Annotated in this window: 23 protein-coding genes and 1 pseudogene; 10 read left to right on the top strand and 14 right to left on the bottom strand. The window is 66.9% G+C overall.

Going from position 1 to position 22,365, the window contains the following annotated elements:
- Window positions 1-2: 2 nt before the first annotated feature.
- The 3 genes from mobF to AB4Z00_RS17645 are packed head-to-tail and all read right to left on the bottom strand — an operon-like array spanning window position 3 to window position 5,341.
- Entirely contained in the window at window positions 3-2,768 is a 2,766-nt protein-coding gene (gene mobF, locus AB4Z00_RS17635) for a MobF family relaxase (protein WP_442046746.1), read from the bottom strand.
- A gap of 1 nt (window position 2,769) precedes the next feature.
- The gene (locus AB4Z00_RS17640; RefSeq protein WP_442046747.1) at window positions 2,770-5,061 is read right to left on the bottom strand and encodes a type IV secretion system DNA-binding domain-containing protein; all 2,292 of its coding nucleotides are present in this window, start codon (window positions 5,059-5,061) and stop codon (window positions 2,770-2,772) included.
- Window positions 5,051-5,341 (bottom strand): hypothetical protein, encoded by a 291-nt coding sequence (locus tag AB4Z00_RS17645; RefSeq protein WP_036529739.1) that lies wholly within the window; start codon window positions 5,339-5,341, stop codon window positions 5,051-5,053. Before AB4Z00_RS17645 ends, AB4Z00_RS17640 begins: the two co-directional genes overlap by 11 nt.
- 804 nt (window positions 5,342-6,145) lie before the next feature.
- On the opposite strand from AB4Z00_RS17645, the gene AB4Z00_RS17650 reads away from it, so the two are divergent.
- The gene (locus AB4Z00_RS17650) at window positions 6,146-6,364 is read left to right on the top strand and encodes a hypothetical protein (RefSeq protein ID WP_036529740.1); all 219 of its coding nucleotides are present in this window, start codon (window positions 6,146-6,148) and stop codon (window positions 6,362-6,364) included.
- Between the two features lie 112 nt (window positions 6,365-6,476).
- Here AB4Z00_RS17650 and AB4Z00_RS17655 read toward each other — a convergent pair whose 3' ends face one another.
- The 4 genes from AB4Z00_RS17655 to AB4Z00_RS17670 form a co-directional block, all read right to left on the bottom strand.
- Window positions 6,477-6,701, bottom strand: a complete 225-nt coding sequence (locus AB4Z00_RS17655) for a hypothetical protein (protein ID WP_036529741.1) — start codon at window positions 6,699-6,701, stop codon at window positions 6,477-6,479.
- Between the two features lie 544 nt (window positions 6,702-7,245).
- The gene (locus AB4Z00_RS17660) at window positions 7,246-7,482 is read right to left on the bottom strand and encodes a hypothetical protein (protein ID WP_236727478.1); all 237 of its coding nucleotides are present in this window, start codon (window positions 7,480-7,482) and stop codon (window positions 7,246-7,248) included.
- A complete protein-coding gene (locus tag AB4Z00_RS17665; RefSeq protein WP_051587174.1) occupies window positions 7,479-7,886 on the bottom strand; it encodes a hypothetical protein in 408 nt (135 codons plus the stop codon). Before AB4Z00_RS17665 ends, AB4Z00_RS17660 begins: the two co-directional genes overlap by 4 nt.
- 203 nt (window positions 7,887-8,089) lie before the next feature.
- Window positions 8,090-9,064, bottom strand: coding sequence for a DUF2493 domain-containing protein (locus AB4Z00_RS17670; RefSeq protein WP_008829872.1), 975 nt, complete (start codon window positions 9,062-9,064; stop codon window positions 8,090-8,092).
- 524 nt (window positions 9,065-9,588) lie between these two features.
- On the opposite strand from AB4Z00_RS17670, the gene AB4Z00_RS17675 reads away from it, so the two are divergent.
- Entirely contained in the window at window positions 9,589-9,822 is a 234-nt protein-coding gene (locus AB4Z00_RS17675; protein ID WP_236727479.1) for a hypothetical protein, read from the top strand.
- Window positions 9,823-9,843: 21 nt separating this feature from the next.
- Here AB4Z00_RS17675 and AB4Z00_RS17680 read toward each other — a convergent pair whose 3' ends face one another.
- The 3 genes from AB4Z00_RS17680 to AB4Z00_RS17690 form a co-directional block, all read right to left on the bottom strand.
- A complete protein-coding gene (locus AB4Z00_RS17680) occupies window positions 9,844-10,716 on the bottom strand; it encodes an NYN domain-containing protein (protein WP_442046748.1) in 873 nt (290 codons plus the stop codon).
- Between the two features lie 92 nt (window positions 10,717-10,808).
- Window positions 10,809-11,135 carry a single-stranded DNA-binding protein gene (locus AB4Z00_RS17685; RefSeq protein WP_036529745.1) on the bottom strand — a complete coding sequence of 109 codons (327 nt, stop codon included), beginning with the start codon at window positions 11,133-11,135 and terminating at the stop codon, window positions 10,809-10,811.
- Window positions 11,136-11,629: 494 nt separating this feature from the next.
- Window positions 11,630-12,553 carry a hypothetical protein gene (locus AB4Z00_RS17690; RefSeq protein WP_442046749.1) on the bottom strand — a complete coding sequence of 308 codons (924 nt, stop codon included), beginning with the start codon at window positions 12,551-12,553 and terminating at the stop codon, window positions 11,630-11,632.
- Between the two features lie 102 nt (window positions 12,554-12,655).
- On the opposite strand from AB4Z00_RS17690, the gene AB4Z00_RS17695 reads away from it, so the two are divergent.
- On the top strand, window positions 12,656-13,963 hold the full coding sequence (locus AB4Z00_RS17695) for an SLC13 family permease (RefSeq protein ID WP_442046750.1): 1,308 nt from the start codon (window positions 12,656-12,658) through the stop codon (window positions 13,961-13,963).
- 129 nt (window positions 13,964-14,092) lie between these two features.
- Here the strand turns inward: AB4Z00_RS17695 and AB4Z00_RS17700 are convergent, their stop codons facing one another.
- Window positions 14,093-14,617, bottom strand: coding sequence for a DUF736 domain-containing protein (locus tag AB4Z00_RS17700; protein WP_442046751.1), 525 nt, complete (start codon window positions 14,615-14,617; stop codon window positions 14,093-14,095).
- A gap of 185 nt (window positions 14,618-14,802) precedes the next feature.
- Between AB4Z00_RS17700 and AB4Z00_RS17705 the strand changes: the two genes are divergently transcribed.
- From AB4Z00_RS17705 to AB4Z00_RS17725, 5 genes are all read left to right on the top strand, one after another.
- Window positions 14,803-15,090 (top strand): hypothetical protein, encoded by a 288-nt coding sequence (locus AB4Z00_RS17705; RefSeq protein ID WP_442046752.1) that lies wholly within the window; start codon window positions 14,803-14,805, stop codon window positions 15,088-15,090.
- 175 nt (window positions 15,091-15,265) lie between these two features.
- Window positions 15,266-15,757, top strand: a complete 492-nt coding sequence (locus AB4Z00_RS17710) for a Dps family protein (RefSeq protein WP_036529754.1) — start codon at window positions 15,266-15,268, stop codon at window positions 15,755-15,757.
- A gap of 173 nt (window positions 15,758-15,930) precedes the next feature.
- On the top strand, window positions 15,931-18,138 hold the full coding sequence (locus tag AB4Z00_RS17715; protein WP_442046753.1) for a catalase: 2,208 nt from the start codon (window positions 15,931-15,933) through the stop codon (window positions 18,136-18,138).
- Window positions 18,128-18,700: an ankyrin repeat domain-containing protein gene (locus AB4Z00_RS17720; RefSeq protein WP_442046754.1), complete on the top strand. Its 573-nt coding sequence runs from the start codon at window positions 18,128-18,130 to the stop codon at window positions 18,698-18,700. Before AB4Z00_RS17715 ends, AB4Z00_RS17720 begins: the two co-directional genes overlap by 11 nt.
- Before the next feature lie 28 nt (window positions 18,701-18,728).
- Entirely contained in the window at window positions 18,729-19,175 is a 447-nt protein-coding gene (locus tag AB4Z00_RS17725; RefSeq protein WP_313443502.1) for a hypothetical protein, read from the top strand.
- A 54-nt stretch (window positions 19,176-19,229) separates the two neighbouring features.
- Here AB4Z00_RS17725 and AB4Z00_RS17730 read toward each other — a convergent pair whose 3' ends face one another.
- Together AB4Z00_RS17730 and AB4Z00_RS17735 are read right to left on the bottom strand one after the other, a co-directional pair.
- Window positions 19,230-19,424 (bottom strand): hypothetical protein, encoded by a 195-nt coding sequence (locus AB4Z00_RS17730; RefSeq protein ID WP_313443503.1) that lies wholly within the window; start codon window positions 19,422-19,424, stop codon window positions 19,230-19,232.
- Between the two features lie 109 nt (window positions 19,425-19,533).
- A pseudogene (locus AB4Z00_RS17735) lies at window positions 19,534-20,498 on the bottom strand (hypothetical protein).
- 103 nt (window positions 20,499-20,601) lie between these two features.
- On the opposite strand from AB4Z00_RS17735, the gene AB4Z00_RS17740 reads away from it, so the two are divergent.
- Window positions 20,602-20,781 carry a hypothetical protein gene (locus AB4Z00_RS17740; protein WP_095687442.1) on the top strand — a complete coding sequence of 60 codons (180 nt, stop codon included), beginning with the start codon at window positions 20,602-20,604 and terminating at the stop codon, window positions 20,779-20,781.
- A 3-nt stretch (window positions 20,782-20,784) separates the two neighbouring features.
- Here AB4Z00_RS17740 and AB4Z00_RS17745 read toward each other — a convergent pair whose 3' ends face one another.
- Complete coding sequence (locus AB4Z00_RS17745; protein WP_036529767.1) at window positions 20,785-21,429, bottom strand: hypothetical protein; 645 nt, start codon at window positions 21,427-21,429, stop codon at window positions 20,785-20,787.
- A gap of 194 nt (window positions 21,430-21,623) precedes the next feature.
- On the opposite strand from AB4Z00_RS17745, the gene AB4Z00_RS17750 reads away from it, so the two are divergent.
- Window positions 21,624-22,319, top strand: coding sequence for a hypothetical protein (locus AB4Z00_RS17750; protein WP_236727480.1), 696 nt, complete (start codon window positions 21,624-21,626; stop codon window positions 22,317-22,319).
- The last annotated feature ends 46 nt before the right edge of the window (window positions 22,320-22,365 follow it).

The raw sequence follows: 22,365 nt of genomic DNA on the forward strand, positions 1-22,365 counted from the left end.
GGCTATCGGCAGCGGGAAATCGGCTTCCGCTCCGCTACAGCCGCTTCCCCGCTGCCGATAGTGCCCAGCCTCAATCCGAGGCTGTTTGACTGAACCAACTGGCCCCTTTTTAAACCGGTGCCTGGCCCCATTTTATACCGGCGTTGACAGGCCTTGTCGGTGGTGATCCCCTGCGCCATGTGCATGTTGAGCGCATAGGCCAGGTCCACCCGGCTCAGCATGGGATCGCCAGACGCGAGCACGACCCGGTCCCTCCCCGCCGTCTCGACTGTCACGCTGTCGCGATCGACGGCGACAACCCGAGCGAGCGAGGCGTTGGTCAGGCCGCGCGGCTTGTCGTTGGCCGTCCAGCGTATGCGGTCACCGGCCCGCAAGTGGAGATCCTTCTTCTCGCTGAGCTGGAGGCGATCGCGTATCTCGGTCGGCGACAATTTCTGCGGATCGAAACGTATTCGGCGGCGGCCTTCGTCCAGCTCGACCTTGCCATTGGCGTGGACAGCCAGGACATCGTAGCGCCCGGCGCGGAGCCCTACGTCCTGGCCGCCGCCCCGACCGACCTCGAGCGTCATGCCGGCGCGGTAGGTGGCCGCGTAGCGCAGTTCCTCGCGCGTCGTGTTGACCCGCTCATAGACCGTGAGGTGGATGCCCTCCCCTTCCAGCGATCCTTCGGCGGCAAGACCCGCCTGGATCCTCTCGTTGATCGTCGCACGTGCCTCGCGCCCCGAGGCAAAGACCGCGGTCGCCTGGCGCTCCGCGGGATCGAGCGCCAGCCAGAGATCGGCGGCATGTTCTGCGGGCTGGGAGGCTTCGATGACCTTGTCGCCCAGCACCCGCATCGCCTCGCTTGCCTTGCCGATATTGGCAAGCGCGGCGACGGTGCGCAGGACGTCGGTCCGCTGGCGGATATTCTCGTCCATGCGCGCCAGCGTGCCGCCCGCCGCCTGGATCATGGCAAAGGATTTGCCCGCATCGATCGAGGAGAGCTGCTGCCGGTCACCGACCAGCACGAGCTTGTCGACGCCAAGTGTCTCGACGATGGCGTGGAGCTTGAGCATATCGTTCGACGACACCATCGAGGTCTCGTCGACGACAAGCATCGATCCGGCATGTGCCGCCCGCGCCGCATCGTAGCCCGGCTCATGCGGTTCGGCGACATACCGTTCATGGGCAAGCACGAAGGAGGCGATGGTTTGCACAGGGACGCCTGCGCCTTCGGCGAGGTCCGCGACCATCTTGTTCTGGAAGGCAAGGCCGGTGATCGCGCGTCCTTCCGCCTCCGCCACGCGGGCGACGGCCTGAAGCATCGTCGATTTGCCGGCGCCGGCGATGCCCTGGATAGAGACCGTGCGGTCGGCCGAGCCGAGGATCAAGGTGGCGGCGGCGAGCTGGCCCGTATTGAGGGGCTGCGTCGCGGCGGCCTGCAGGCGGCTCGGCGCCTCTGACGCGTCGATGATTGGGTTCGCCTGTCCGCGGCCCGCCTCTACCTGGGCCAGGATCTGGGTTTCCGTCGCAAGCGCCTGCCGGGTGGTGACGAAGTCGGCTGCGCGCTCCTGTCCCCTGAGCAGCGTGCCGCGCGCGACGAGTTGCTGGATCCGCTGTTCGATCCGATCGATCGTCACGTCCTTGAGGCCAAGGTCGAGCGCGGTCTTGGCAAGACGATGGATGGGAAAGGCCGCCTCGCGTTCGCTATGAATACGGACTGCCGAGGCGACCGCGAGCTGGGCCCGCGCGATGGCGGGCGACTGGGTGACGCGGGCAAGGCCGCGATCGACCAAAGGATCCGCGGGCCGGACAAGGTCGCCGAGCTTTTCGCGCCCGGCGGCGATCGCCTCGGTCACCGCCTTGTAGCCGCGCTCGAGGGGTCCGAGCGCCCCATGGCGATCGGACCGCGCCAGGGCGCCCTCGACGAGGGCTTTTCCGTCGAATCCGAGCGTCGCGGCCTTGTCGATCCATTGCTGCTTGAGGGCGTCGCGATCGTCGACATTGAGCTTGGGATCGCGGGTATTGGTGGTGATCTGGTCGCGGCCCTTGTGTGAGACGATGCCAAGCGCCGCCGCCTTTTCGAGGATCGCTTCGCGGCGCTGGCTGTAGGCATCAATCACCTTGCGCGGTACGCCGGCGATCTCGAAGGTGCCGTGCTTGCCGAGCGCCTCGATCCTGAAACCGAGCTGCTCGATGCCTTCGCGCAGATAGGCGTGGTAGATCGAGCCGATGACGGTGTTGTGGCTCCAGATCTTGTCCGCGTGGAGCGCTTGCCATTTGCCGTCGGGCAGACGGGTCAGGTTGGCGATCACTGCATGGATATGCCCCTGGGGATCGAGGGCGCGGCTCGTGTCGTGCTGGAAGAGGGCATGGACGAGGTTGCCGGTCGCGACAGGGACGGTCCGCCCGCCAATATCCTTGCGACCTTCCGCGAGGTTTTTCTCGACCCAGGCCATCGTCTTCTGGACCGCCGCCATGTTGGCGGCGAGAATGCGCTTGTCGCCCGCCACATAGGCCAGGATCGAGGCTGACTTGGGCATGGAGAAGGTGAGGTCGAGGCCGGCCCGCCGGTTCTCTACTTGAGCCACCCCTTCTCCCGAAGGCAGGATGCCGTTGAGCATGCCCTCGAACGCTTCCTTGCCCACTTCTCCCGACAGCCCGAGCGCCCCCGCGCCCTCCCCGCCCCAGGCGCTGATCTCGGAGGATCCTTCGACGGTGTAATAGTCATCCTTCGCGAAATAGTTCGCGGCACCCGAAGCGGAGCGGACCGAGGCGACCGACAGCATGTCAGATCCCCATGTCCATGCCGTCGTCCTCGCGCCCGAACGCCTGCCTTAGCTCGATCAGCGTCTGATCCTCGACCTGGGGCGCTGGCGCAGGTTGACCCCGCCCGTCGCGATCGCGCGGCACGCTATGAGGATCCTCGGTCGAAGCGCGCGCCGCCTGTGCCTTGTCGATGGCGTGCGTGGGGGTTGCTGGCCGCTCGTCGCTCTCGGCCGCACGCTGCGCCCGGCGGGCCGCTTCATCATGCTCATCCTCGACTTCGGCCGACAGGATATTGGCAGCGAGTTCCTTGGCCAGATTGACGGGAACGGCAACCTCGCCGATCACCTGCGCGGCGCCGTCGCGCCCGCCCGCCTCGCCCCCATCGCTCCCCTCGAACGCCTCCTCTCCGCGCCTTGATCGCACCGGCTGGAGATTGGGACGGGCGATGAAGCCCTGGGCGACCTGGGGATAGTCTTTCCACTGGAGCTGGATGCGCGCGGCGGGGAAGCCGTCGGGAAATTTCACGAAACCATGCATCGAGGGAAGGTTGGTGATGTCGTCCGCGATGACGAGCGGCTCGACCTGCTTGCGCGGCGTCAGTGTCGAGGCGTCGCGCGTGTTGTTGTAGCCGTAGCTATAGGCTTCATCCATCTGCCGTACTTCGCGGTTGCCGATGTAGCGCGCGCATTGCTCGGCGGTGTCGAGATCGGCGGTTGCGAGCATCAGCTTCGAGCGCGCGAGCGAGGCGAGATTGCGGGCACCCTGCTCGCCATAGACCTCGATCAGTTTTTCGAAGCTGTGGATCCCCAGGATCATCGCGCCGCCGAACGCGCGGGCGGTCTGGAGACCATTCTCGATCGCGGGCAGACGATGGAGTGCGCCGAGTTCGTCGAACATGAACCAGGTGCGCAGATCGCGGGTGCGCGGCATGGTCATGAGGCGGTTGATGGCGATGTCCATCCACAGCGTCAGCAGCGCCCGGTTCATCGCCAGATCGACATAGTTCGAGGTGATGAACAGGATCGCGCCGGGCTTCTTCTCGGTCGTGATCCAGTCGCGGATCGAGAAGCGTGGCCCCTCGTCGGGAAGGAAGCGCAGCACCTGCGCATTGGTATTGAAGACCGCGCGGATCGATTCCGCCATGCGTGCGGCTTCCGGCGCGGTGAGCGGGTCCGCGATCGTGTTGGCAAGGAAACGGTGAACCCGCTTCAGGTCGGCCGTCATCAGGTTCTCGGAGAGCGCGAGATTGGTCGTCGCGCCGCGCTCCTGGAGCCGGATGCACATCTCGATGAAGAGGGTGCGCGCCGCGAGCGCCCAGAAGGGTTCGGCAGAGCCGCCGTCCGAGGGAATGAGCGCCGCCGCTGCGGCAGTGAATTCGCTATGCGTGGTGCAGTCGTTGAAGATCGACCAGGCCGGGCAGCGCGCGTCCATTGGGTTGAGGATCATATCGCGCGCGGGATCGTAGAAGGCTTCGACATAGGCGCCGGTGAGATCGAAGATGACGGCCGTGTCCTCGCGGGCCCGCATCTGCGAAACCAGGCTCCTGAGTTCGGTCGTCTTGCCCGATCCGGTCGTACCGATGAGCATGGTATGCGACTGCTCGGTGCGATGCGGATAGGGGATGCCCGCAAGCGTATAGGGGTGATGGATACCCGCCGCCTTGCGGGCACGAAACGGCATGTCGAGAATCTTGGCCGGGGCGAGGCCGGGCAAGCGATCCTGCGCCTCCTCTTCGAACTTCGCATAATTATGTTGGCTGATCTCATTGAGCAGGACATGGCGGGCGACCAGCATGGCTCCGCGCTCGTGGCGTTCCTGAAGGATCGTCTTGCCCCGCCGGCGCGAAAGATCGACGAACCAGAGTGCGACCGGGATGGAGATGAAGATGGATACGAAGAAGGCCGCCAGAAGGCCTTTCATCGCGATCTTCCAGGCCTGGATGACCTCGGCGATATAAGGCACCGCGGGCATCACCGTACGCATGACCTCGCCGCTCGGCAGGGTGACGTTGACGCGCTTGTTGGGGTTGAGGTCGACCCAGTTCCAGAGCGCCGCATAGATCTTCATGCAGATGAGCTGGAAGCCGTGCTCGTCGAGCTTGATCGACATGATCACGAACCAGGCGGCCGCGAACAGGAAGAACCACATCAGGATGGGCAGTTTCGCACCCGAGAACCACATCAGAAGTTCGTGGGTGAGAAGCTGCGAGCCGCGGGTAAAATTGCCCGAATTGCGCTGCACCCGTCCGCGCGCGCTGTGATGGGTCAAGGGGATGACCCGGCCGTCTGTGCGAATGTCGTTTTTACGCGCCATGATACTGCTCCAGGCGCTTGTCAGTTTCCGCGACGATGCGGTCGCGGAATTCGGGAAATTGCTCGCGGATGATGATGTCGAGGGCGAGCTGCTGGAACTCGCCGATGCGCGCGAGACGAAGCTGGCTGGCAGTCAGGACCGAAGCTCCGCCAAGATAGGCATCGATGGCGCGGCGGATGACGTCGGACGGCCGACAGTGACGCGCATCGGCGACCGCGACGAGACGGTCGAACCGGTCTCGCGCCATGCGCAGCGAGACGATCTTCGAACTGTGGGACAAGCCAGCCTCCTAGCAGAGAGGCTGGTGGAGCTTGAAGCGCGATGCCGCTTATAGAGGAGAGCGCGACGCTCCGCAAGAATAGGCGCAGTCAGTAGGGCCGCCGTAAACAGCGATGACAGCTAAGATATTGAATTAGGGCTTATTATTACTTCGGCCGCGCGCGTCATACAGTGTAAACACCGGCCCCTCTGCCGTAACCCGTTGGATTGCGGGCTTATTTCCTGCAGCTTGCTGCGTAGGGTGTGCTAAAATCCTGAGAGTTTGCCCCGTTGCCCTGGGACGTGCGGGTCGTCGTCTATGAGGGGATGGAACCGGCCTCCGGCGGGCGGCGCTCCGCCCTTTGCGGCGGAACTTGCCTTGGGTCAGGCCGGCAGGTGCGGCGCTTTGAGGCGCCAGTGCGGCATAAAGCGGCGCGGTGGTGCGAGCGGTGACACGTTGTCGGTCCCGACTGGCCCTTCGGACGTCCGCCTCAAATGCGCAGGCAACGTTCTTTTGCTCTGACGCAAGGGGAACCCGCAGCCCCGCCTGCGTGAGGTCTCCGTCGCTTTGGCAGCGGGGGCGAAACGCCCCCGCCCCAGGCGAGGATCGTCACCCGGATGGGCGGAGACGAGGCGTTCGCATCGGCTCCGTGCGCTTGGCCGGGGACAGGCCCCGCAGGGGTCGGCGGCGGCCTAGCGAATAGAGCCGTCATCGGGCCTGGCCCGATGGGCCCAGCGATCCCTTTCCTGTCTTCCGCCGGGCCTCTCCATCGCTTATAGGAGAGCCGCGTTCACAGCCCGATCAGCTTGAACGAAAGGCCTTCCTATGGCGAAATCCCTGGACGATGAACGCGCGGCCATTGCCGCCGACGAAGAGCGACTGGCCGATCGCCGCAAGCGGCTCGCGGAACGTGAGCGCGACGCGGCGTTGGCGGCCCTCGACAAGGCGGGGCTGCTCAAGCTCCCGCTCGACCGCATCGAGGCCTTCGCCGCGCAGGTGAAGAAGCTCGGTTTCGAGGAAGTCACCAAGCGCCTCGCCGCCTGAAACGACCCCGCCGCGCCGCGGCGCGGCACGGACGCGGGGGGCTCGATGCCCCCCGCGTCCGTCTGTCCCGAGCAGCAAAAAAGGAGAGGCCTTGCGGCCCCTCCCCTCGGTTTCAATATTCGTCCGACAGACCGCCCGGCACTGTGTGCACCACCCGGTCGATAAGCCTCATCGGCAGCGCATCATAGTCGCCTTCGTCGATGCTGATGTAGCGGCCCTCGCTCTCCTGGATGACATGCTGGTCGAAGAAGCTGTGGAGCGCGCGGCGCTGTGCGCAGGCGACGGCGGCGAAGAAGGCGGCGTTGTCGGCGGCGGCGCTGGTCATCTGGGTCTGCATCGTCTTTCTCCTCTTGTCTTGAAGGACAGGGGAGTGGCCGTCGGCCGTCCGGGATCGGGTCAAGGACCGCCGGCATCGCCGGCGGCCGCGAAGCGGGCGACGGGGGTGCCGATTTTGTCCTGGTTGCCGTGGAGCGAAGCGGAGCGGTGGCCAGGTCAAAATTGGGGGGACCGTCGATCCTTGAGGCGGTCCCGGACGGCTGACATCATGGGATGTCTGTGAGAGATATTTTCCTCTCGTGGGGGCGCCCCGGCCGAGGCGAGCGGCCCGCGGACCGAAGGGTCCGCTTGGGGGTCGCGAGCGAGCCGGGCGAACCGGCGCGGGGATGGCCGGTAGAAGCGGAAATCCGCAGCGACGGGCGGCGGTTCAGAGCGGGTTCACGGGCATCCCGCCAAGAAAAAGGCGACCCCTGATGATGCAGGGATCGCCTCAAGTTTGGGGTGCTCGCAACAAAAGCCGCGAGTCCCTCGGGTCGCACCGTGTTTGTAGCATCAAATGATGCAGGAATAGTTGGCGAATTGCGTCGGCTTTGGCAGCTATTTGCCTAAAGCATCAGGCGGGCGGGATCGCGACTTGCCGCCGCCGCGTCGAAGCCCCGCTGCCAGGCTTGATCTCTCGCGCTGCCCCGCCGGTAGCTGCTCCCGCCATGACCCATGACGAAGGCGCGCCAGCCGGCCTTTTCCGCTTCCCACAAGGCATCGACTGGCGCGTGGCCGAACAACATCAAAAGGTCGAGGCGCGGCGCGCGTTCGGGCTGCAAAGGACGTGCCCGGCGTGTCATCGTGCCCCGCCCTGCACTGCCGATTCCGGCGCGCTCATACCGGCGCCGTCGACCGCGCCCTGCCCGCCGATTTCGAGCACAATGTCGCCGCTCATCGGCAGGCGGCGGGTGCGGATCTGTGCGCGCGTGAACTGCGCTTCGTCGAGGACCGCGATCACATCAGCGTCATAGTCGAAGAGCCTGGCGAGGGCGGCCAGGGCCAGCGTGTCGACCCGGGCGCTCAGCGCATAGTCCAGCGCCTGCTCGTCGCCCTCTTTCTGCCGCAGGAGGTCGAGACCCTGCCGGAGCGCTTCGGCTTCGAGATAGGTGCGCAGGCGGGCATAGTGTCGCGCGCTGATGCGGGCCACGAGCGGGCGATATTGGATCGTGGACGCGGCGGCAGCATTGCGAAACGGGATCGACATGGGAGCTCTCCTTGTCTGTTGGCTCGCGCCTTTCCACCCCTCTTTTCTTTGGGCTTTGCGGGCCGGTCTCCAGAGCCCGCCGATAGAGGTTTCAGGGCCGCCTTTGGCGCGGCGCGACGGGGTTCGATGCCCCGGCGCGCCGCCCTGCCAGACGAAAAGACGGAGGAGAGGCCCCGGCCTGAGCCGGAGCCTCTCCGATGGGCTCATGCCCGCTTGGCCGTCCGCTGGTGGGCGAGATTGACGACGTGGAGCGGAACCCCGGCCTGGCGCAGCTTCTGTGCGAGGTTCATCTGGATGCCGGAGCCCTCGCAGATGACCGCTTCGACGGGCTTGAGGTTCACCAGCCGGTCGTTGCGGACGAAGGCGGCGCGGTTGCCCTGGCTGCGGTCCAGGCGGAACTGGATGACCTTGACGCCGCGAGCGGCGGCCCAGGCGTGGGCAATGGCATCGCAGCCCTTGGCCTGCGCGGTCGTGGCGAGGATCATCTCGGGGATGCGCGTCTTGATGCGGTCGAGACCCTTGTAGAGCAGGTCATGATCTTCCCAGACCTGGCCGCCCGAGAAGATGACCACCGGACCATCGGGCGCGAACTGTTCGCGGCGCGTCCGGGCGCGTCCTGCCAGATAATCGCGCGCGTCGATCATCGAGGCGCTGAGCGCGGAGGATACCCGGCTGCCCTTGACGGGCGAGAAGGGCTTGCCGGTCTCGACCCGGTAGACTTCGGCGGCATGGTCGCGCATGCATTCCATCGCTTCGCGGCATCCCTGCAGCGTCTGGCAGAGCAGCTGCGTGTCCTCGAGTTCCGTCGCGTAGATTTCCGAGGGGTCGTAGTGGCGCGCGAGCTCCCCGAGCGCCTTGGCGGCGTCATCCTCGCGGCCCTCGATGCGCTTGGCCACGACATGGAAGCTGTTGGCAAAGCCCCAGGCGAGATCGGCGGCATAGGCTTCCATCCTGGTGTCGCGCAGGACGTCGAACATCGTCTGCATCATCATGTCGACCGCGGCGCGAACCTGCTCCGGGTCGGGCATGTCGAGCGCTTCGGGCGCCTCGACGATGGAGAGCTTGGCCATCTCGCTATGCTCGATGAAGGCGGCTCCATAATTGCGGCTGGCGTCGTCATTGTCGCGGCTTGCGGCGATGAAGCTGGCGAGATCGGCGAAGTTGGTGAAGTTGGTCATGAGTGCCTCCGTGTGAGTGTCTCATCCATTCGATGAGGTCCTCCGCCGGGCGTGCGGCGGTCAAGCTGGTCAGGGACGGCGACCGGTCTCCGGTCGCCGCCGCTTTGCGGGGAGTGGGGGAACCGATTTTGTCGGGGTCGGCGCGGCACGCGGCGGCGCCGTCAAAATTGGGGGGACCGCTCATCCTTGACGAGCGCCGATCCCCGCACGCCACACTTGGACGACTAGAGAGAGATAAATAGAAAACTGGGGGATCCGGTTGGCGCCCCCGCAAGGTGATCGTCACCCGGCAGGGCGGAGACGCGGCGCAGGCGCGGCTCCGGGAGCGCCAGCGACTAGAGCGCCGGTCCCGGCCGGCGGCCGGGATGCGCCGCCCCCCTCCCTTTTATCGCGCCCCGCCGCGCCGGCGACGGGATATCCAGCCCAGCTCGGACTATCGAGGATCGCCCTGCCCACGAGATCGCTGGCGCGGGCCAGGCGCTAGGGCTATTTTCGAGACCGGACGCCAGGGACTCGGGCGTCAAATGCGGGACACGAAGATCATGGTCAAAGGCAAGGGCAGCGAGCGCGCCGCGCGGGCGCTGTGCGAGGCGGAGGGCCTGGCTTGCGACATCCGCTTCGAGGGCGCGCCAATGTGGCAAAGCTTCCTGCCGCAGGTCCAGACCGTCCTCGCCGCGATCGAGGACCCGGGCGTGGCCCATGGCGAGGAATGGACGCGGATCATCGCCCATCTGCGGGCGCAGGCCGGGCCGCGCTGAGCGCCCGGCCCGGTCTTCGACCTAGCCGCCGGGCTTGGCGGCGCGGTCGGTGTTGCGCTTGTCCGCGACATAGGTCTGGCCGTTGTCGCCCTTCATGATGACGAACAGGCCGGTCGCCTCGAACAGTCGGGGGAAATTCTTGACCCCATAGTTGCGCGGATCGATCGGCGCCTGGCGCTTTACCGCGCTGCCGGCCGCCGCCATGTGCGCCCAGCCATCGTCGCGGGCCGCGGCCTCGACCGCGCCGCGCAGGGTGGTGATGAGCTTGCTGTCCTGCGCGAGCGACTTGGCGACCGGCGTCGTCGTCGCTTCTGGCGGAGCGGCAGGCGCGGCGGCAGCGGCCGGCGCAGTGGCAGGCGCCGCCTTGCGGCGACCGCGCACCTTGTGCGGCGCAGCAGCCAGAGCCTCGGCCTCCGGTTCGGCAGGCGGGGTGCTGTCCTCGAGGCCGTCAAGGAAGAGGAAAGTGGTGCAGGCGTTGACGAAAGGCGTCGGCGTCTTGCGCTCGCCGAACCCGTAGACCTCATGGCCATTGGCCTTGAGCTGCATGATCAGCGGCGTGAAGTCGGCATCGCTCGACGCGATCGCGAAGGCGTCCAGGTCCTGGGTATAGAGCAGTTCCATCGCGTCGATGACGAGCGCGATATCGGTGGCGTTCTTGCCGGTGGAATAGCTGAACTGCTGGATGGGCCGAATCGCGAAATCGTGGAGCTTTCCGGTCCAGCCCTTGAGCGTCGTCGCCGCCCAGTTGCCATAGGCGCGGCGGATATTGGCAGTGCCATATTTGCTGAGCTCGGCGAGGATGGCGCCGATCTTGGCATGGCTCACATTGTCGGCATCGATGAGAAGCGCGATGCGGCGGCTGGGTGTGGCGGCGAGGGGCGTGTCGGGTTCCAAGAGCGGTCCTTTGTGCAAGAGTGCCGCAGGCGCGCGGGGGATGCGCACCTGCGGCCAGCGAAGGGCGGCGCATGGGCGCCGCCCTTCGCCTGTCAGAAGAAGTGGAGCCGGTCGGCGATGACCTCGGCGCCGTAGCGGGCGTTGCCGTCGCGGTCTTCCCAGCTCGAATAGTGCAGATAGCCCGAAATGGCGACGACGTCGCCCTTCTTGCGCGTGGCCGCAGCCTTGCCCTGGCCGTTGAAGCAGGTGACCTTGTGGAACTCGGTGGTCTTGGCCGTGTAGCCGGTCGACTCGTCGATATAGGTCTTGCCGTCCTTGAGCTTGACCCGGTCGGTCGCGACGATGAGGGTGACGGGGCCATTGCCCGAGGGGGTCTGCGGATCCTTGGCGACGCGGCCGGTGAGATTGACTTCGTTCATGATGAGCCTCCTTGGGTTGCCGGCGTTCCTTCCCGCCGGTGACACCGATTGGCGGCGTGGGGCTGGGACCTGCACCGACGCGCGCAGCGCGGGAGGGGAACCCCTGGAAGGCGCTGGCGCGGGCCGCCGCGCAGCGGCAACACGGGCGCCTGGAACGGGGTTGCCGGGCCCATCCCCTCGCCGCAGGTGTCACGTCAACGGCGCGGAAGGGACGCTGGCAGCCCAGGCCGGCGGTGAACGGACAATTGTCAGGCCGCCCCCAGGATCGGCTCCCCTTGCGGCAATGGCCCTGGCACCCGGCGCGGCGGGCGAGGCTCATGCGCCGGCAGACCGGCCGGACGCGGGCGCAGGGCGAGCGACCAATGGCGCGCCGACGGGTTCCCCTGGGATACCAAGCGGTCCGGGCGGCCCGGCGATCTTGCGCGAAGCAGGCGGCCCTCGCCCGCCCGGGCTATCGGCTTGAGCGAGAGCACCGCATCAGCGCCCGCGCGCCGTCAGGGCTGGACGATGGCCTCCGACCAGGTGCCGAGCACCGCCCCATCGGCGGGGTTCTCGATGCGCACCTCGTCGAGCGCGATGGCAAGGAGGCAGACCGGGCGCTGGTCCGGGCCGGCGGCCTGGGTGCAGCGCAGGCTGCCGCCATCCGGAAGGCGGGCGAGCCGGCCGATGAGCCGGATACGGAGCCCCTTCGGCCCGGGCGCTGCGTCCGGCGCCAGCCGCTTGACCAGGTCATAGGCCCGCCCAGCCCGCGCTGTATCGGTGCGTCCCGGCTCGCTGCGCCATTGGGCAAGGGCGAGCGTCTGCTCCGTCGGCAGCGGAGGTGCCCCCTCGCTTGCAGGCGGTCCGGGAGCAACGGGCGGACAGGTCTCGGCGTTAGACCAGGGCCGCTCGATCCAGAAGCCCTCGAGCCGGGCCTGCCCGCCCGCTTCCCCCGCCCTGGCGTCCACGCCCGTATCCCCTTCGCCGCTCGTCCCGTCCCCGCCCTTATCCGGAGCAAGCCCCCAGTCGGCCAGCGACCAGCGGGCGGGCGCGACATGAACGCGCAGGGTCTGCTGCGCGGCATCATAGCGCCAGCGCACGGGCGCGGCGCTGTCGGCAGTGGCAGGCCCGGCGCAGCCGAAAGGGAGGACGAGCTCGAACCGCTGGCCCTGCAGGCCGGTCGGCAGCGTCTGCCCCGATGCGGCGGCATCGGCCGCCTTGGCGACGAGCGCGACGAGGTCCTCGCGGCCGAGGATATGCGGCGGTTCAGGCTGTGCCGCCGGCGACGGCGGCGCGGGCTGGGTCGCGGGCGGCGGCGCGCTGTCCGGCCTCGGCGACGTGCTGCGCCCGAGCAGGAATCCCCCGCCCGCCAGCGCGAGCGCGGCCACGAGACCGCCGGCAATGGCAAGACGGCTGGTCCTGAGATTGGGCTCGCGCATGTCCTGGTGATACCAAATTGCAAGGCCGGCTCCACCCCGCCCGGCCTGTTTCTTTTGACCGGGCGTTGACAGGGGCGGACCTGGGTTCGAGGCAGGGACGCGATGACGATCGATCAAATTCTCACCTTGCTCGTGCTGGTCGGCGTGGTCGGCGTGATGATCTGGGACCGGCTGCGCGCCGACGTCGTGGCGCTTGCGGGCGCGGCGATCCTCCTCATGACCGGGGTCGTGCGACCGGTCGACGTGCAAGGCGCTTTCGCCAGTCCCGCCATCATCGCCCTCGCCTCGCTGTTCGTCATTGCCTATGCGCTGGAGCTCTCAGGCCTGCTCGGCCGGGCCATCGAACTCGGCGTCGGTCTCTGCCGGCGCCTGGGCGCCAAGGGGGTGTGGCTGCTCCTCTCGATGATCGGCGGCCTCTCCTGTTTTCTCAATTCGACGCCGATCGTGGTGCTGGGCGCGCCGGTGATCCGCGATATCGCACGCACCCTGGGACAGTCGCCCAAGCGCTATCTGATGCCGCTGTCCTACATCACCGTGCTCACCGGCTGCTGCACGCTGGTGGGCACCTCGACGAACCTTCTCGTCGACGACATGGCGAGCATAGCCGGGCAGGCGCGCTTCGGCATTTTCGAGATCACGCCCGTGGGCCTGCCGATCGCCCTGGTCGGCGGGCTCTATCTCTATTTCGTCAGCGGTCGGCTGCTGCGGGCGCATGAGAGCGACGAGCGGGACCGCGAGCCCGGACCGCTCGAACCCGTCCATATCGGCAATGCCCAGGTCGGCGACGCGAGGCTGTTCGCGCAAAAGCGCCCCTTCCAACCGCTCAAGGCCGCGATGGCCTTTGCCATCTTTGCCGGCGCGATCGCGCTGGCGGCGTTCGGGGTCGCACCGATCGCGGCGACGGCGCTCAGCGGCGCGGTCCTTCTGATCCTGTTGCGCGTGATCAGCGCCGACGAGGCCTATGGCGGACTGCGTCCGGAAATCCTGATCCTCATCGCGGGCATGGTGGTGATCGGCATCGCCATGGAATCGAGCGGGCTGGCGGGCGAGGCCTCGGAGTTCCTGATTTCCAGCGTCCACGGGCTGAGCCCGCTCGTCGCGCTGATCGTTCTCTACCTCGCCACGATGGTGCTGACCGAGCTTCTGTCCAACGCCACCGTGGCGGTGCTCGTGACGCCTGTCGCCGTGGCGCTGGCCGACAGTCTTGGGGTCAGCCCGCGGCCTTTTCTGGTCGGAGTCATGATGGCCGCGAGCGCCGCCTTCGCGACCCCTTTCGGCTACCAGACCAACGTCATCGTCTACCAAATGGCGGGCTATCGCTATATGGACTTCGTCCGGGTCGGCCTGCCGCTCAACCTCCTGACCGCAACCGTGGCGATCCTCGCGATCCAGGCCTTTTTTCCGTTCTGAGCCGGACTGGATCGGCCCTTTCCAGCCGAAACGAAGACAGGACCCGCTGCGCGGGGGAAGCGCGGCGGATCCTGCCAGAGCCTTCCGCGCCGGAGGCGCGGCGCGGAAAGGGTAAGAGGATGGTTGCGGTCAGTCGGCGGTTTCGACCGCGCGCTGGCGACGGCCGCGGCGGCCCTGGGCGGGCGCCTGCGCATCATCACCGCCAAAATCGTCGCCCGCGGTCGAGGCGCCCAGCCCTTCGGGCTCGCGCTGTCCGGCCTGGGCGGCGTCGTCGCCCGGCAGCGGCGGCAGGCCCTCATCGGCGGGCATCGCGATTTCGGCGGGGAGTTCGCGGCGGCGCGAGGGGCGCGACCAGACGACATTGTAGGAGCCGTCCTGCTGCTGGAACAGCGAGACATAGAGCGGCTGGGCGAAGCTCGGATCCTCGATCTTGCCGTTGTAGAAGATGAGGCCGCTTTCGCGCGAGGCGAGCTCGAACAGCGCGCCGACGCGGACCCAGGCGCGCGCAGCCGACAGCGCCATCACCTCGAATTTGGGCGCGTTGGGATTGGCCGAGTGGACCGGGCGGAGCGCGATGGTGAGCTCGACGGTCAGGGTGGAGACACGGCCGACGAGGTGGCCGGCGGCGTTCTTGGCGATGGAACCGATGTTCATGGGACTTCTCCGTTGTCGAAAGCGTCCTCGAACCCCTTGTCCGGGACGCCAGTCCCTCACCCCCTCCTCTCCTCGGCCGTTCGGCCGAGCAGGCGCCGCCAGGCGCCCAGCATCGCCCGCGTCTTCCCGCGGGCGATGGCCTGAAACTGGCCCGTCTTGTCCGCGCAGTCCGGTCTTGAAGCCTAATGCTGCGAACCGAACAGGATCCGCTTGACCTCGATCTGGTGCGCGCCGTCGCGCTTGCCGGCGGCGGCGTTCATCTCTTCGCGCAGACGCGCGGCGAGATCGTCCGGAATGAGCGCATGGGGCGCGACAAGCGCGATCGCGGCCTCGGGGTCGAGCAGTTCGCCCGGCTCGGTGCCGACCCACAGCAGGATTTCGCCATCCTCATCCCCATCCTCCTTATTGTCCCGGGCGCTCCCGGCCTCGGGATCTTCGGCCTCGGGGGTACGCGAGAAGACCTACGCAAATAGGGTCTGGAGCGGGCGGTCGAAACCGACGACGGCGCGCAGCACCTCTGGGCACTCGGGGCGGGGCGCAAGCCTATGACGGCTCATGATTTTGTCCTCCTCGCAAGTTGCTTGAATGGTTGGCGCTGCGACATCGCCGCCATATCTTCCCAAGTTCAATCCCAAGATGGAGACAGCCATGGGCAAAGCCACCGAAGGGCATATCGATATCGGCATCGGCGAGAAGGACCGCGCGGCCATCGCCGAAGGTCTCTCCCGTCTCTTGGCCGACACCTATACGCTCTACCTCACCACCCACAATTTCCATTGGAACGTGACCGGCCCGATGTTCAACACGCTCCATAACATGTTCATGGTGCAATATACCGAGCTGTGGAACTCGGTCGATCTCATCGCCGAGCGCATTCGTTCGCTGGGACACAAGGCGCCGGGCTCCTACGCGCAGTTCAGCGAACTGGCATCGATCGACGATGCGCCCGTCGATCCGCCCAAGGCGCTCGACATGGTCGCCATCCTGGTGACGGGCCATGAGGCGGTGGCGCGCACCGCGCGCTCGATCTTCCCCCTGGCTGACAAGGCGAGCGACGAGCCCACCGCCGATCTTTTGACCCAGCGGCTGACCGTGCACGAAAAGACGGCCTGGATGCTACGCTCGCTGTTGCAGAACTAAGCGACTGACCGTTATCCGATAGGGTGCCCGGCCTCTGTGCGCCCTGTCGGACGAGGCGGCTCCTAATCTGCTCGGCCTGGGAAACTTAAACTGTCCCCGGGGGTTTGTCCGTCATACCTGCCCAGCGTCCGGCGTGGGCGGGTTCACCGACATGACCAGTGACAGGAGCTCCCATGCCCAGGAAACCCGCGACCGATACCGCTGTGATCGTTCCGGCCGACATCGCTCCGGGGAAGCCGGTGTCCGGGGAATCCCGGCAGAAGGCCTCGCCCGTGCCTCCCGACGCACAGCTGTCCGAAAGCTATGCTGAAAAACAGGGCGACGGCGGCGAGACCCATCAGGTCGCGGCCGACGGCGCGCCGGCGCTCACCACGAGCCAAGGGGTTCCGGTCGCCGACGATCAGAACAGCCTGAAGCAAGGCGCGCGCGGTCCGACGCTGCTCGAGGATTTTCATTTTCGCGAGAAGATCTTTCACTTCGACCATGAGCGGATCCCCGAGCGCGTGGTCCATGCCCGCGGCTATGGCGCGCACGGCTTTTTCGAGCTGACCGACAGCCTCGCCGACATCAGCCGGGCGGACATCTTCCAGCGCGTGGGCGAGCGCACGCCCGCCTTCGTTCGCTTCTCGACCGTGGCGGGCTCGAAGGGTTCGTTCGACCTGGCGCGTGACGTGCGCGGCTTCGCGGTCAAGCTCTATACCAAGGAAGGCAACTGGGATCTGGTCGGCAACAACATCCCGGTCTTCTTCATCCAGGATGCGATCAAGTTTCCCGACCTCGTCCATGCGGCAAAGCCCGAACCCGACCGCGCCTTCCCGCAGGCGCAGACCGCCCATGACAATTTCTGGGATTTCATCAGCCTGACCCCCGAATCCATGCACATGATCATGTGGGCCATGTCGGACCGGGCGATCCCGCGTTCATTCCGCACGATGGAAGGCTTTGGCGTCCATACCTTCCGGCTTGTCAGCGCCGAGGGCAAGTCGACCTTCGTCAAGTTCCACTGGAAGCCCAAGCAGGGCCTGCAGTCGGTGCTGTGGAACGAGGCGGTCAAGATCAACGGCGCCGACCCGGACTTTCATCGCCGCGATCTGTGGGAAGCGATCAATGGCGGTGACTTTCCCGAATGGGAGCTCGGCGTCCAGCTGTTCGACCAGGCGTTCGCCGACCAGTTCGATTTCGACGTGCTCGACGCGACCAAGATCATTCCCGAAGAGATACTGCCCGTCCGGGTCGTGGGCCGTCTGGTGCTCGACCGGGTGGTCGACAATTTCTTCGCCGAGACCGAACAGGTTGCTTTCTGCACGCAGAATGTCGTGCCGGGTATCGACTTCACCAACGACCCGCTGCTCCAGGGGCGTAATTTCTCCTACCTCGATACTCAGCTCAAGCGCTTGGGCTCGCCCAATTTCACGCATATCCCGATCAACGCGCCCAAATGCCCCGTCGCCCATTTCCAGCAGGACGGTCATATGGCGATGACCAACCCCCGGGGGCGGGTCAATTATGAGCCCAACAGCTGGGGTGCGACGCTCGGCGGACCGCGCGAGGATCCGGTCCGGGGGTTCCGAAGCTTCGCCGAGGAGGCGGATGGCGCCAAGCTGCGCATCCGCCCGGAAAGCTTTGCCGATCACTACAGCCAGGCCCGGCAATTCTATGTGAGCCAGGAGCCGATCGAGCAGAAGCATATCGCTGATGCCTTGGTTTTCGAGCTCAGCAAGGTCGAACGCCCGGACATTCGCGCCCGTGTCGTCTCGCACCTCATCAACATCGACGACGGCCTGGCCGGCACCGTCGCGGACGGCCTGGGCCTTCCCGAATTGCCCGCGCCCGCGCAGGCTGCGCAGCCGACCCGGAGCGATTTGCCGCCGTCGGACGCGCTGTCGATCGTGAAGAACGGACCGCCGAGCTTCAAGGGCTGCAAGCTTGGCATTCTCCTGAGCGACGGCGCCGATGCCGCGCTGTTTGGCGGCCTCGTCAAGGCGCTCGACAAGGTGGGCGCGGTCTATGACGTGATCGCCCCCAAGATCGGCGGCGTGACGCTTGATGATGGCACCAAGGTCGCGGCCAAGCAGAAGATCGACGGCGGACCTTCGGTGCTGTTCGACGCGGTGGCCATCGTCGTCTCGGCCGACGGCGCTGCGCTGCTTGCCGATGACGCGGCCACGCAGGACTTCGTGCGCGATGCCTTTGGCCATTGCAAATATATCGGCCTCACGCTCGATGCGCAGCCGATCTTTGCCAATGCCGGCATCCTCCAGAAGCTCGACGATGCCTGTATCGAGCTTGGCGCCGCCAAGGATGCGGCGGCCTTCGTCGACACGATCGCGGCGCTGCGCTTCTGGCCCCGCGAACTCAAGGTCGACATGGATGCCAAATGAGCCCGGCGATCTGCCGCCCCTGCCCTCGCCCGAGCGGCTGCGCGAACTGATGTTCGATGCGGCGCAGCTGGGACGGACCGACGTGCTGCCGGCCCTGCTGCATGCGGGCTGCGCGGTCGAGGCAAAGGATGAGCGGGGCTATACCCCGCTCATCCTGGCGGCCTATCATGGGCATGACGAGGCCGTGGCGCTGCTGCTCAATCACGGCGCCGATCCCGAGGCGGGTGATGCCGCGCGCGGCAATACCGCGCTGATGGGCGCGGCGTTCAAGGGCTTCACATCGGTCGCCCGGCTGCTTCTCGAGCGCGGGGCAGACGCCGAGACGACCAACAAGGCCGGCCAGACTGCCCTCATGCTCGCCGCGCTGTTCGACCGGCGAGAGATTGCCGATCTCCTGGTCGCGCAGGGCGCGGACCCCGAGCGGTGCGACGCCGCGGGCAACTCGGCGCTGTCGGTTGCGCGAGACCAGAACAACGCCGCCATGGGCGAGCATTTGCGCGGCGCTTGTCCTGCATCTCGGCCTGGGAGTTGGCCGGCAGAAAGCGCCATTCTCACATCGTAGGAGGGCGTGGGAGCGTGCAGGGGCGACCATGTCCGATGGTATTGGGCGCTGCATCGCCGTCATTGGCCGCCCTTATCGCGGTCTGCCCAACGCGGTCTGCTCAAGGGAGCGCTGGCTGATCTGGGGATGCGATGCGCGGTCGGCGACACGGGGCAGTAGGACGCGGAGAAAAGGGCGGCTGCTCTTGTCGGGCGGTGCCCGGGAGACGCCGCAGGCGATAGGCGCGTTCGATGGCTGCGACGGCGTGGCCGGCCAGCAGACACTGGGCTTCGAGCGAAAGGGGCGCAGCGCCCACGAACGCGAGGGTGACACCGGCGTCGCCGCGGCGCTCGAAACGAAGAGTACCCTGGGCGCAGACCGCAAGTCCTGCTTCAAAGTCGCGCGACCAGAGCCCGGGCGTTGTGTGCGAATCCATGCACACTTGTACCGCAAAATGACGAAAGGCTGGTTATGGCGACGACGTTCAAAACCCTAGACATTGGTCGCATGGCGCTTGACCCCGCCAAGGCGTCGCGCGAGAGCGCGGGCGTCACGTACTCGTCCGCCGGATCCGGTGCGCGACATGCCGGGCCGCGCCTTCGGCGCTGCTGATCGCTTTGCCGGCGGCGGCCGCCGCCTGGTGCGCGCCGGCCTGGCGCAAGAGGGTGCGCGCTTCGCGCAGGCGCTCGACAGCGTTGGCGATGGCCTGGCCCTGCTCGGGCGAGGCAGGCGTGATGGGACGCATGGTTGACCTCCTTGGTGGATAAGCTTGTGGTCAGAGCCGGCATAACCGGTGGGTATGCTGTGGGCGCGCGGTGCACATGTCGCGGGATGGCGCAGCGCAGCGCGGCTGCCTAGAGACGGCTGGTGGCCTGCCCCGCGGTGAAGTCGGCGAGCCATTGCTCCATGGTCGGTCTTTCGCTCACCGGCACGAGCGCGGCCGCGTCCTGGAAGCGCAGCAGCTCGGTGGGAGCGGTCCGCAGGATCTCGCCGATCTCGGCCTCGGGCAGCAGCTGCTCGGCACGGATAAAGTCGGTGATCCGCCCCGGACGGGTTCGGGTAGAGCGCCGCCAGAGCCCCTCGACCGTATGGAGACGGGGGCCGCGCGCGCCTCGATGAGCACGATGAGGCGCAGGCACCAGGCCGGCAGGGCGCGGACCTCATCGGGCTTGATGGCGCCGCAGAAGAAGCAGGACGATTTGGGCGGGACCGGGAGGCCGGCTTGCGCAATCCGGGCCTCGCAGCGTGCGCGCGTCCAGCCCCAGTCGCGCAGCGGATAGCGGCACTCGAACAGCGGGTCGTCGATCCCGGCGGCATGGCGATAACGGCGTGCGTCGGCGGGCGAGGCGTCGTAGCCGATCAGGCGCACGACCTTCCGGCCTGCCGCCCAGGCGGCCTTGGCCGGCGGCCATTGCTTGAGGAAGGCCTCCTGGGGCGCGACCTTCCATTTGAGCGAGCAGCTGTGACGGCCCAGGCTAATGCTCGGCAGCGTCGCGTTCGCCAGCAGGTTGGTGAGGATCGTCGCATAGGGCGGATAGTGCTTGAAGCGCTTGGGCCGGTAAGCGACGACTTCATAGGGAATGCCCCGGGCCGCCATCCAGGCGGCCATCATCGTCTGATATTCATACGTTTCGGGCTTTTCGGCCCCAGGGTCGGCGGTGAGGACGAGATCGGGCGTTTCGCCGCGCGCATGCAGCTCGATAAGGAGCGCGGTGGAATCGACCCCGATGCCGTAGGCAAGGATGATGGGGGCCTGCGGATCGAGGGCGATCCTGTCGGGCACGCGGCAAGGTGCCGCGTCATTAGGCGCGCGGTGCATGAGGTGTCCTTTTGGGGGCCTGCCCGCAGGCGGGCGCTACTGACAAAAATGTGGACAGCCGCCCCGCGCGCGCGCAGCATCGTGCCGCGGGGGGAAACGAAAGATGCCGCTCAGGGCGCATATGATCGTCTACGCAGCGCCGCCCCACGACGCGGTGCGCACCGTGCAGTGCCAATGCGGATGGAAAGCGACGGCCGAACCCGACAGTCCCGCTGACTATCGCGCCACCATGGCGCATTGGCTCGCCCGGTGGCTGGGCCATGTCGACCCGCCGCCGGCCTGAGAGTCAGGCGAACAATCGGCAATCCGATGGGGTGGCGGGTGCCAGATTGAGATCCCGGCGGATCTTCCGGGCGAAGCGATCGGGCGCCATGAGGTCGCGGATCGAGGCATAATGGTTGCGCTCGCCGATATGGTCGCTTCGGCCGTGGACGCGCCGGTAGACGATCTCGCGGTCCGGTCCCATGAGGCCAAGGCTAAGCTGGACCCAGATGTCCTCGCCGTGGAGCGTGATTTCGCCGGAGACGGCAACGCCGCCCTTGTTGGACCGGACATCGAAGCTGCCCTCGGCCAAACCCAGGGCCTCGGCGAGCCGCCGCACCGCGATCCGTCCCTCGCTATGGAAGAGGCGCTTGGCGGGCTCGTCATAGGCAACGCCGCGATAGGCGAGCGTCTTGAGCACAGGATGCCGCCGGATCTCAGCGATCGCGTCCAGGCATTCGCGGCGCAGGAGAGTGCTGGGCGGCCAGGCTTCGCACACTTGCGACAGGTGACGGATAAGGAGGATGACCGCAGGGTCGATCTCGGCGTCCTTGCCAGCGTTGCGGCAGTCGGTGATCGCGGCGCCGATCGCGTGCAATGTGGTGGTGACACTCGAGAGCGCGCTCGGGTCGAGGGCCTGCTGGTGGCGAAACGCAACATCGTAGCTCATGGGGAAAGTCTCCGAGGGGCCAAACGATCCACGTCGCTCGTCCTCTCGGCCCCCCTCCCCTTTTTCCGGCGCCTGGCGCTGGGCGGTCCTTGCAGACTGCGGACCTTTCCGGTGCGGCCACGGGAAAGAACCGCCGGATAGTCAGACGCCTCGGCAAGGTATAAAATTCCTCCGAAATGGAGAGGACTCAGGCGATGGGCATCGACATGATGGAATGCCTGCGTGGCGGCGTGTCGGACCTGCGCATCCCTGGACATCCTGAGCTTGGTGAGCGCGCGAACGAGATGGCGGGACCGGATGCGACCGGTATCTTCAGCGTCATAGGACCGTTTCAGGTCGATCTTTTCGCGCGGGCCGTCTGCGCCACCGCCTTTTCCCGTGGCAGTGTCGCGCCGCCCGAGGCGGCCGCAATCGAACTGCGCTACGTGCTAGCCCAGCCGGTCCGGTTCGACCGGCTGGTCGGAGCCGTACGCGACCGCCGGGACGCGCGGAACAGTCTGCCCGTGAAGGTGCAACGCCTGACGGTGGCTGGACTTCCCGCTCTCTATCAGGTCATCGAGGGGCGTCACCGGGCCTTCGCCGCGCGCGACGCGGGCGACAACACGATCGCGGCCCGGATCGACATGGACTATCGCTGCGATCCCTCCGCCTTCTGCCTGCTTGGCGATACGCTGATGCGCGAGGCCGAGGGCATACGGTGGCCGGTCTCGCCGCTTCGGCCTTGGGACCTGCCGATCGAAGCGGCGGGCGCGGCGGTGACGCCCGACCTCAACTATACGCTCCAGGCCCTGGGCGTGCGTAGCCTCCCGGTCAGCAGCGCGCTCAGCTACGACCTCAATCTCGCCAGGGCCGTTCATCGCGAACTCCCCAGTGCGGCCGACAAGGCCTGATCCAGGTCGATGCCGACCAGTTGACCATGCCAGATGTTCACGGTCC

The sequence above is a fragment of the Novosphingobium sp. YAF33 genome (genome assembly GCF_052113265.1).
Lineage (GTDB): Bacteria > Pseudomonadota > Alphaproteobacteria > Sphingomonadales > Sphingomonadaceae > Novosphingobium.

What these genes read in the sequence shown, in the direction of transcription:
- mobF (WP_442046746.1), bottom strand. Translation starts at nt 2,768, where the DNA reads ATGCTGTCGGTCGCCTCGGTCCGCTCCGCTTCGGGTGCCGCGAACTAT.
- AB4Z00_RS17640 (WP_442046747.1), bottom strand. Translation starts at nt 5,061, where the DNA reads ATGGCGCGTAAAAACGACATTCGCACAGACGGCCGGGTCATCCCCTTG.
- AB4Z00_RS17650 (WP_036529740.1), top strand. Translation starts at nt 6,146, where the DNA reads ATGGCGAAATCCCTGGACGATGAACGCGCGGCCATTGCCGCCGACGAA.
- AB4Z00_RS17655 (WP_036529741.1), bottom strand. Translation starts at nt 6,701, where the DNA reads ATGCAGACCCAGATGACCAGCGCCGCCGCCGACAACGCCGCCTTCTTC.
- AB4Z00_RS17660 (WP_236727478.1), bottom strand. Translation starts at nt 7,482, where the DNA reads ATGACACGCCGGGCACGTCCTTTGCAGCCCGAACGCGCGCCGCGCCTC.
- AB4Z00_RS17665 (WP_051587174.1), bottom strand. Translation starts at nt 7,886, where the DNA reads ATGTCGATCCCGTTTCGCAATGCTGCCGCCGCGTCCACGATCCAATAT.
- AB4Z00_RS17670 (WP_008829872.1), bottom strand. Translation starts at nt 9,064, where the DNA reads ATGACCAACTTCACCAACTTCGCCGATCTCGCCAGCTTCATCGCCGCA.
- AB4Z00_RS17675 (WP_236727479.1), top strand. Translation starts at nt 9,589, where the DNA reads ATGCGGGACACGAAGATCATGGTCAAAGGCAAGGGCAGCGAGCGCGCC.
- AB4Z00_RS17685 (WP_036529745.1), bottom strand. Translation starts at nt 11,135, where the DNA reads ATGAACGAAGTCAATCTCACCGGCCGCGTCGCCAAGGATCCGCAGACC.
- AB4Z00_RS17690 (WP_442046749.1), bottom strand. Translation starts at nt 12,553, where the DNA reads ATGCGCGAGCCCAATCTCAGGACCAGCCGTCTTGCCATTGCCGGCGGT.
- AB4Z00_RS17695 (WP_442046750.1), top strand. Translation starts at nt 12,656, where the DNA reads ATGACGATCGATCAAATTCTCACCTTGCTCGTGCTGGTCGGCGTGGTC.
- AB4Z00_RS17700 (WP_442046751.1), bottom strand. Translation starts at nt 14,617, where the DNA reads ATGAACATCGGTTCCATCGCCAAGAACGCCGCCGGCCACCTCGTCGGC.
- AB4Z00_RS17705 (WP_442046752.1), top strand. Translation starts at nt 14,803, where the DNA reads ATGCTGCGAACCGAACAGGATCCGCTTGACCTCGATCTGGTGCGCGCC.
- AB4Z00_RS17710 (WP_036529754.1), top strand. Translation starts at nt 15,266, where the DNA reads ATGGGCAAAGCCACCGAAGGGCATATCGATATCGGCATCGGCGAGAAG.
- AB4Z00_RS17715 (WP_442046753.1), top strand. Translation starts at nt 15,931, where the DNA reads ATGCCCAGGAAACCCGCGACCGATACCGCTGTGATCGTTCCGGCCGAC.
- AB4Z00_RS17720 (WP_442046754.1), top strand. Translation starts at nt 18,128, where the DNA reads ATGCCAAATGAGCCCGGCGATCTGCCGCCCCTGCCCTCGCCCGAGCGG.
- AB4Z00_RS17725 (WP_313443502.1), top strand. Translation starts at nt 18,729, where the DNA reads ATGTCCGATGGTATTGGGCGCTGCATCGCCGTCATTGGCCGCCCTTAT.
- AB4Z00_RS17730 (WP_313443503.1), bottom strand. Translation starts at nt 19,424, where the DNA reads ATGCGTCCCATCACGCCTGCCTCGCCCGAGCAGGGCCAGGCCATCGCC.
- AB4Z00_RS17740 (WP_095687442.1), top strand. Translation starts at nt 20,602, where the DNA reads ATGCCGCTCAGGGCGCATATGATCGTCTACGCAGCGCCGCCCCACGAC.
- AB4Z00_RS17745 (WP_036529767.1), bottom strand. Translation starts at nt 21,429, where the DNA reads ATGAGCTACGATGTTGCGTTTCGCCACCAGCAGGCCCTCGACCCGAGC.
- AB4Z00_RS17750 (WP_236727480.1), top strand. Translation starts at nt 21,624, where the DNA reads ATGGGCATCGACATGATGGAATGCCTGCGTGGCGGCGTGTCGGACCTG.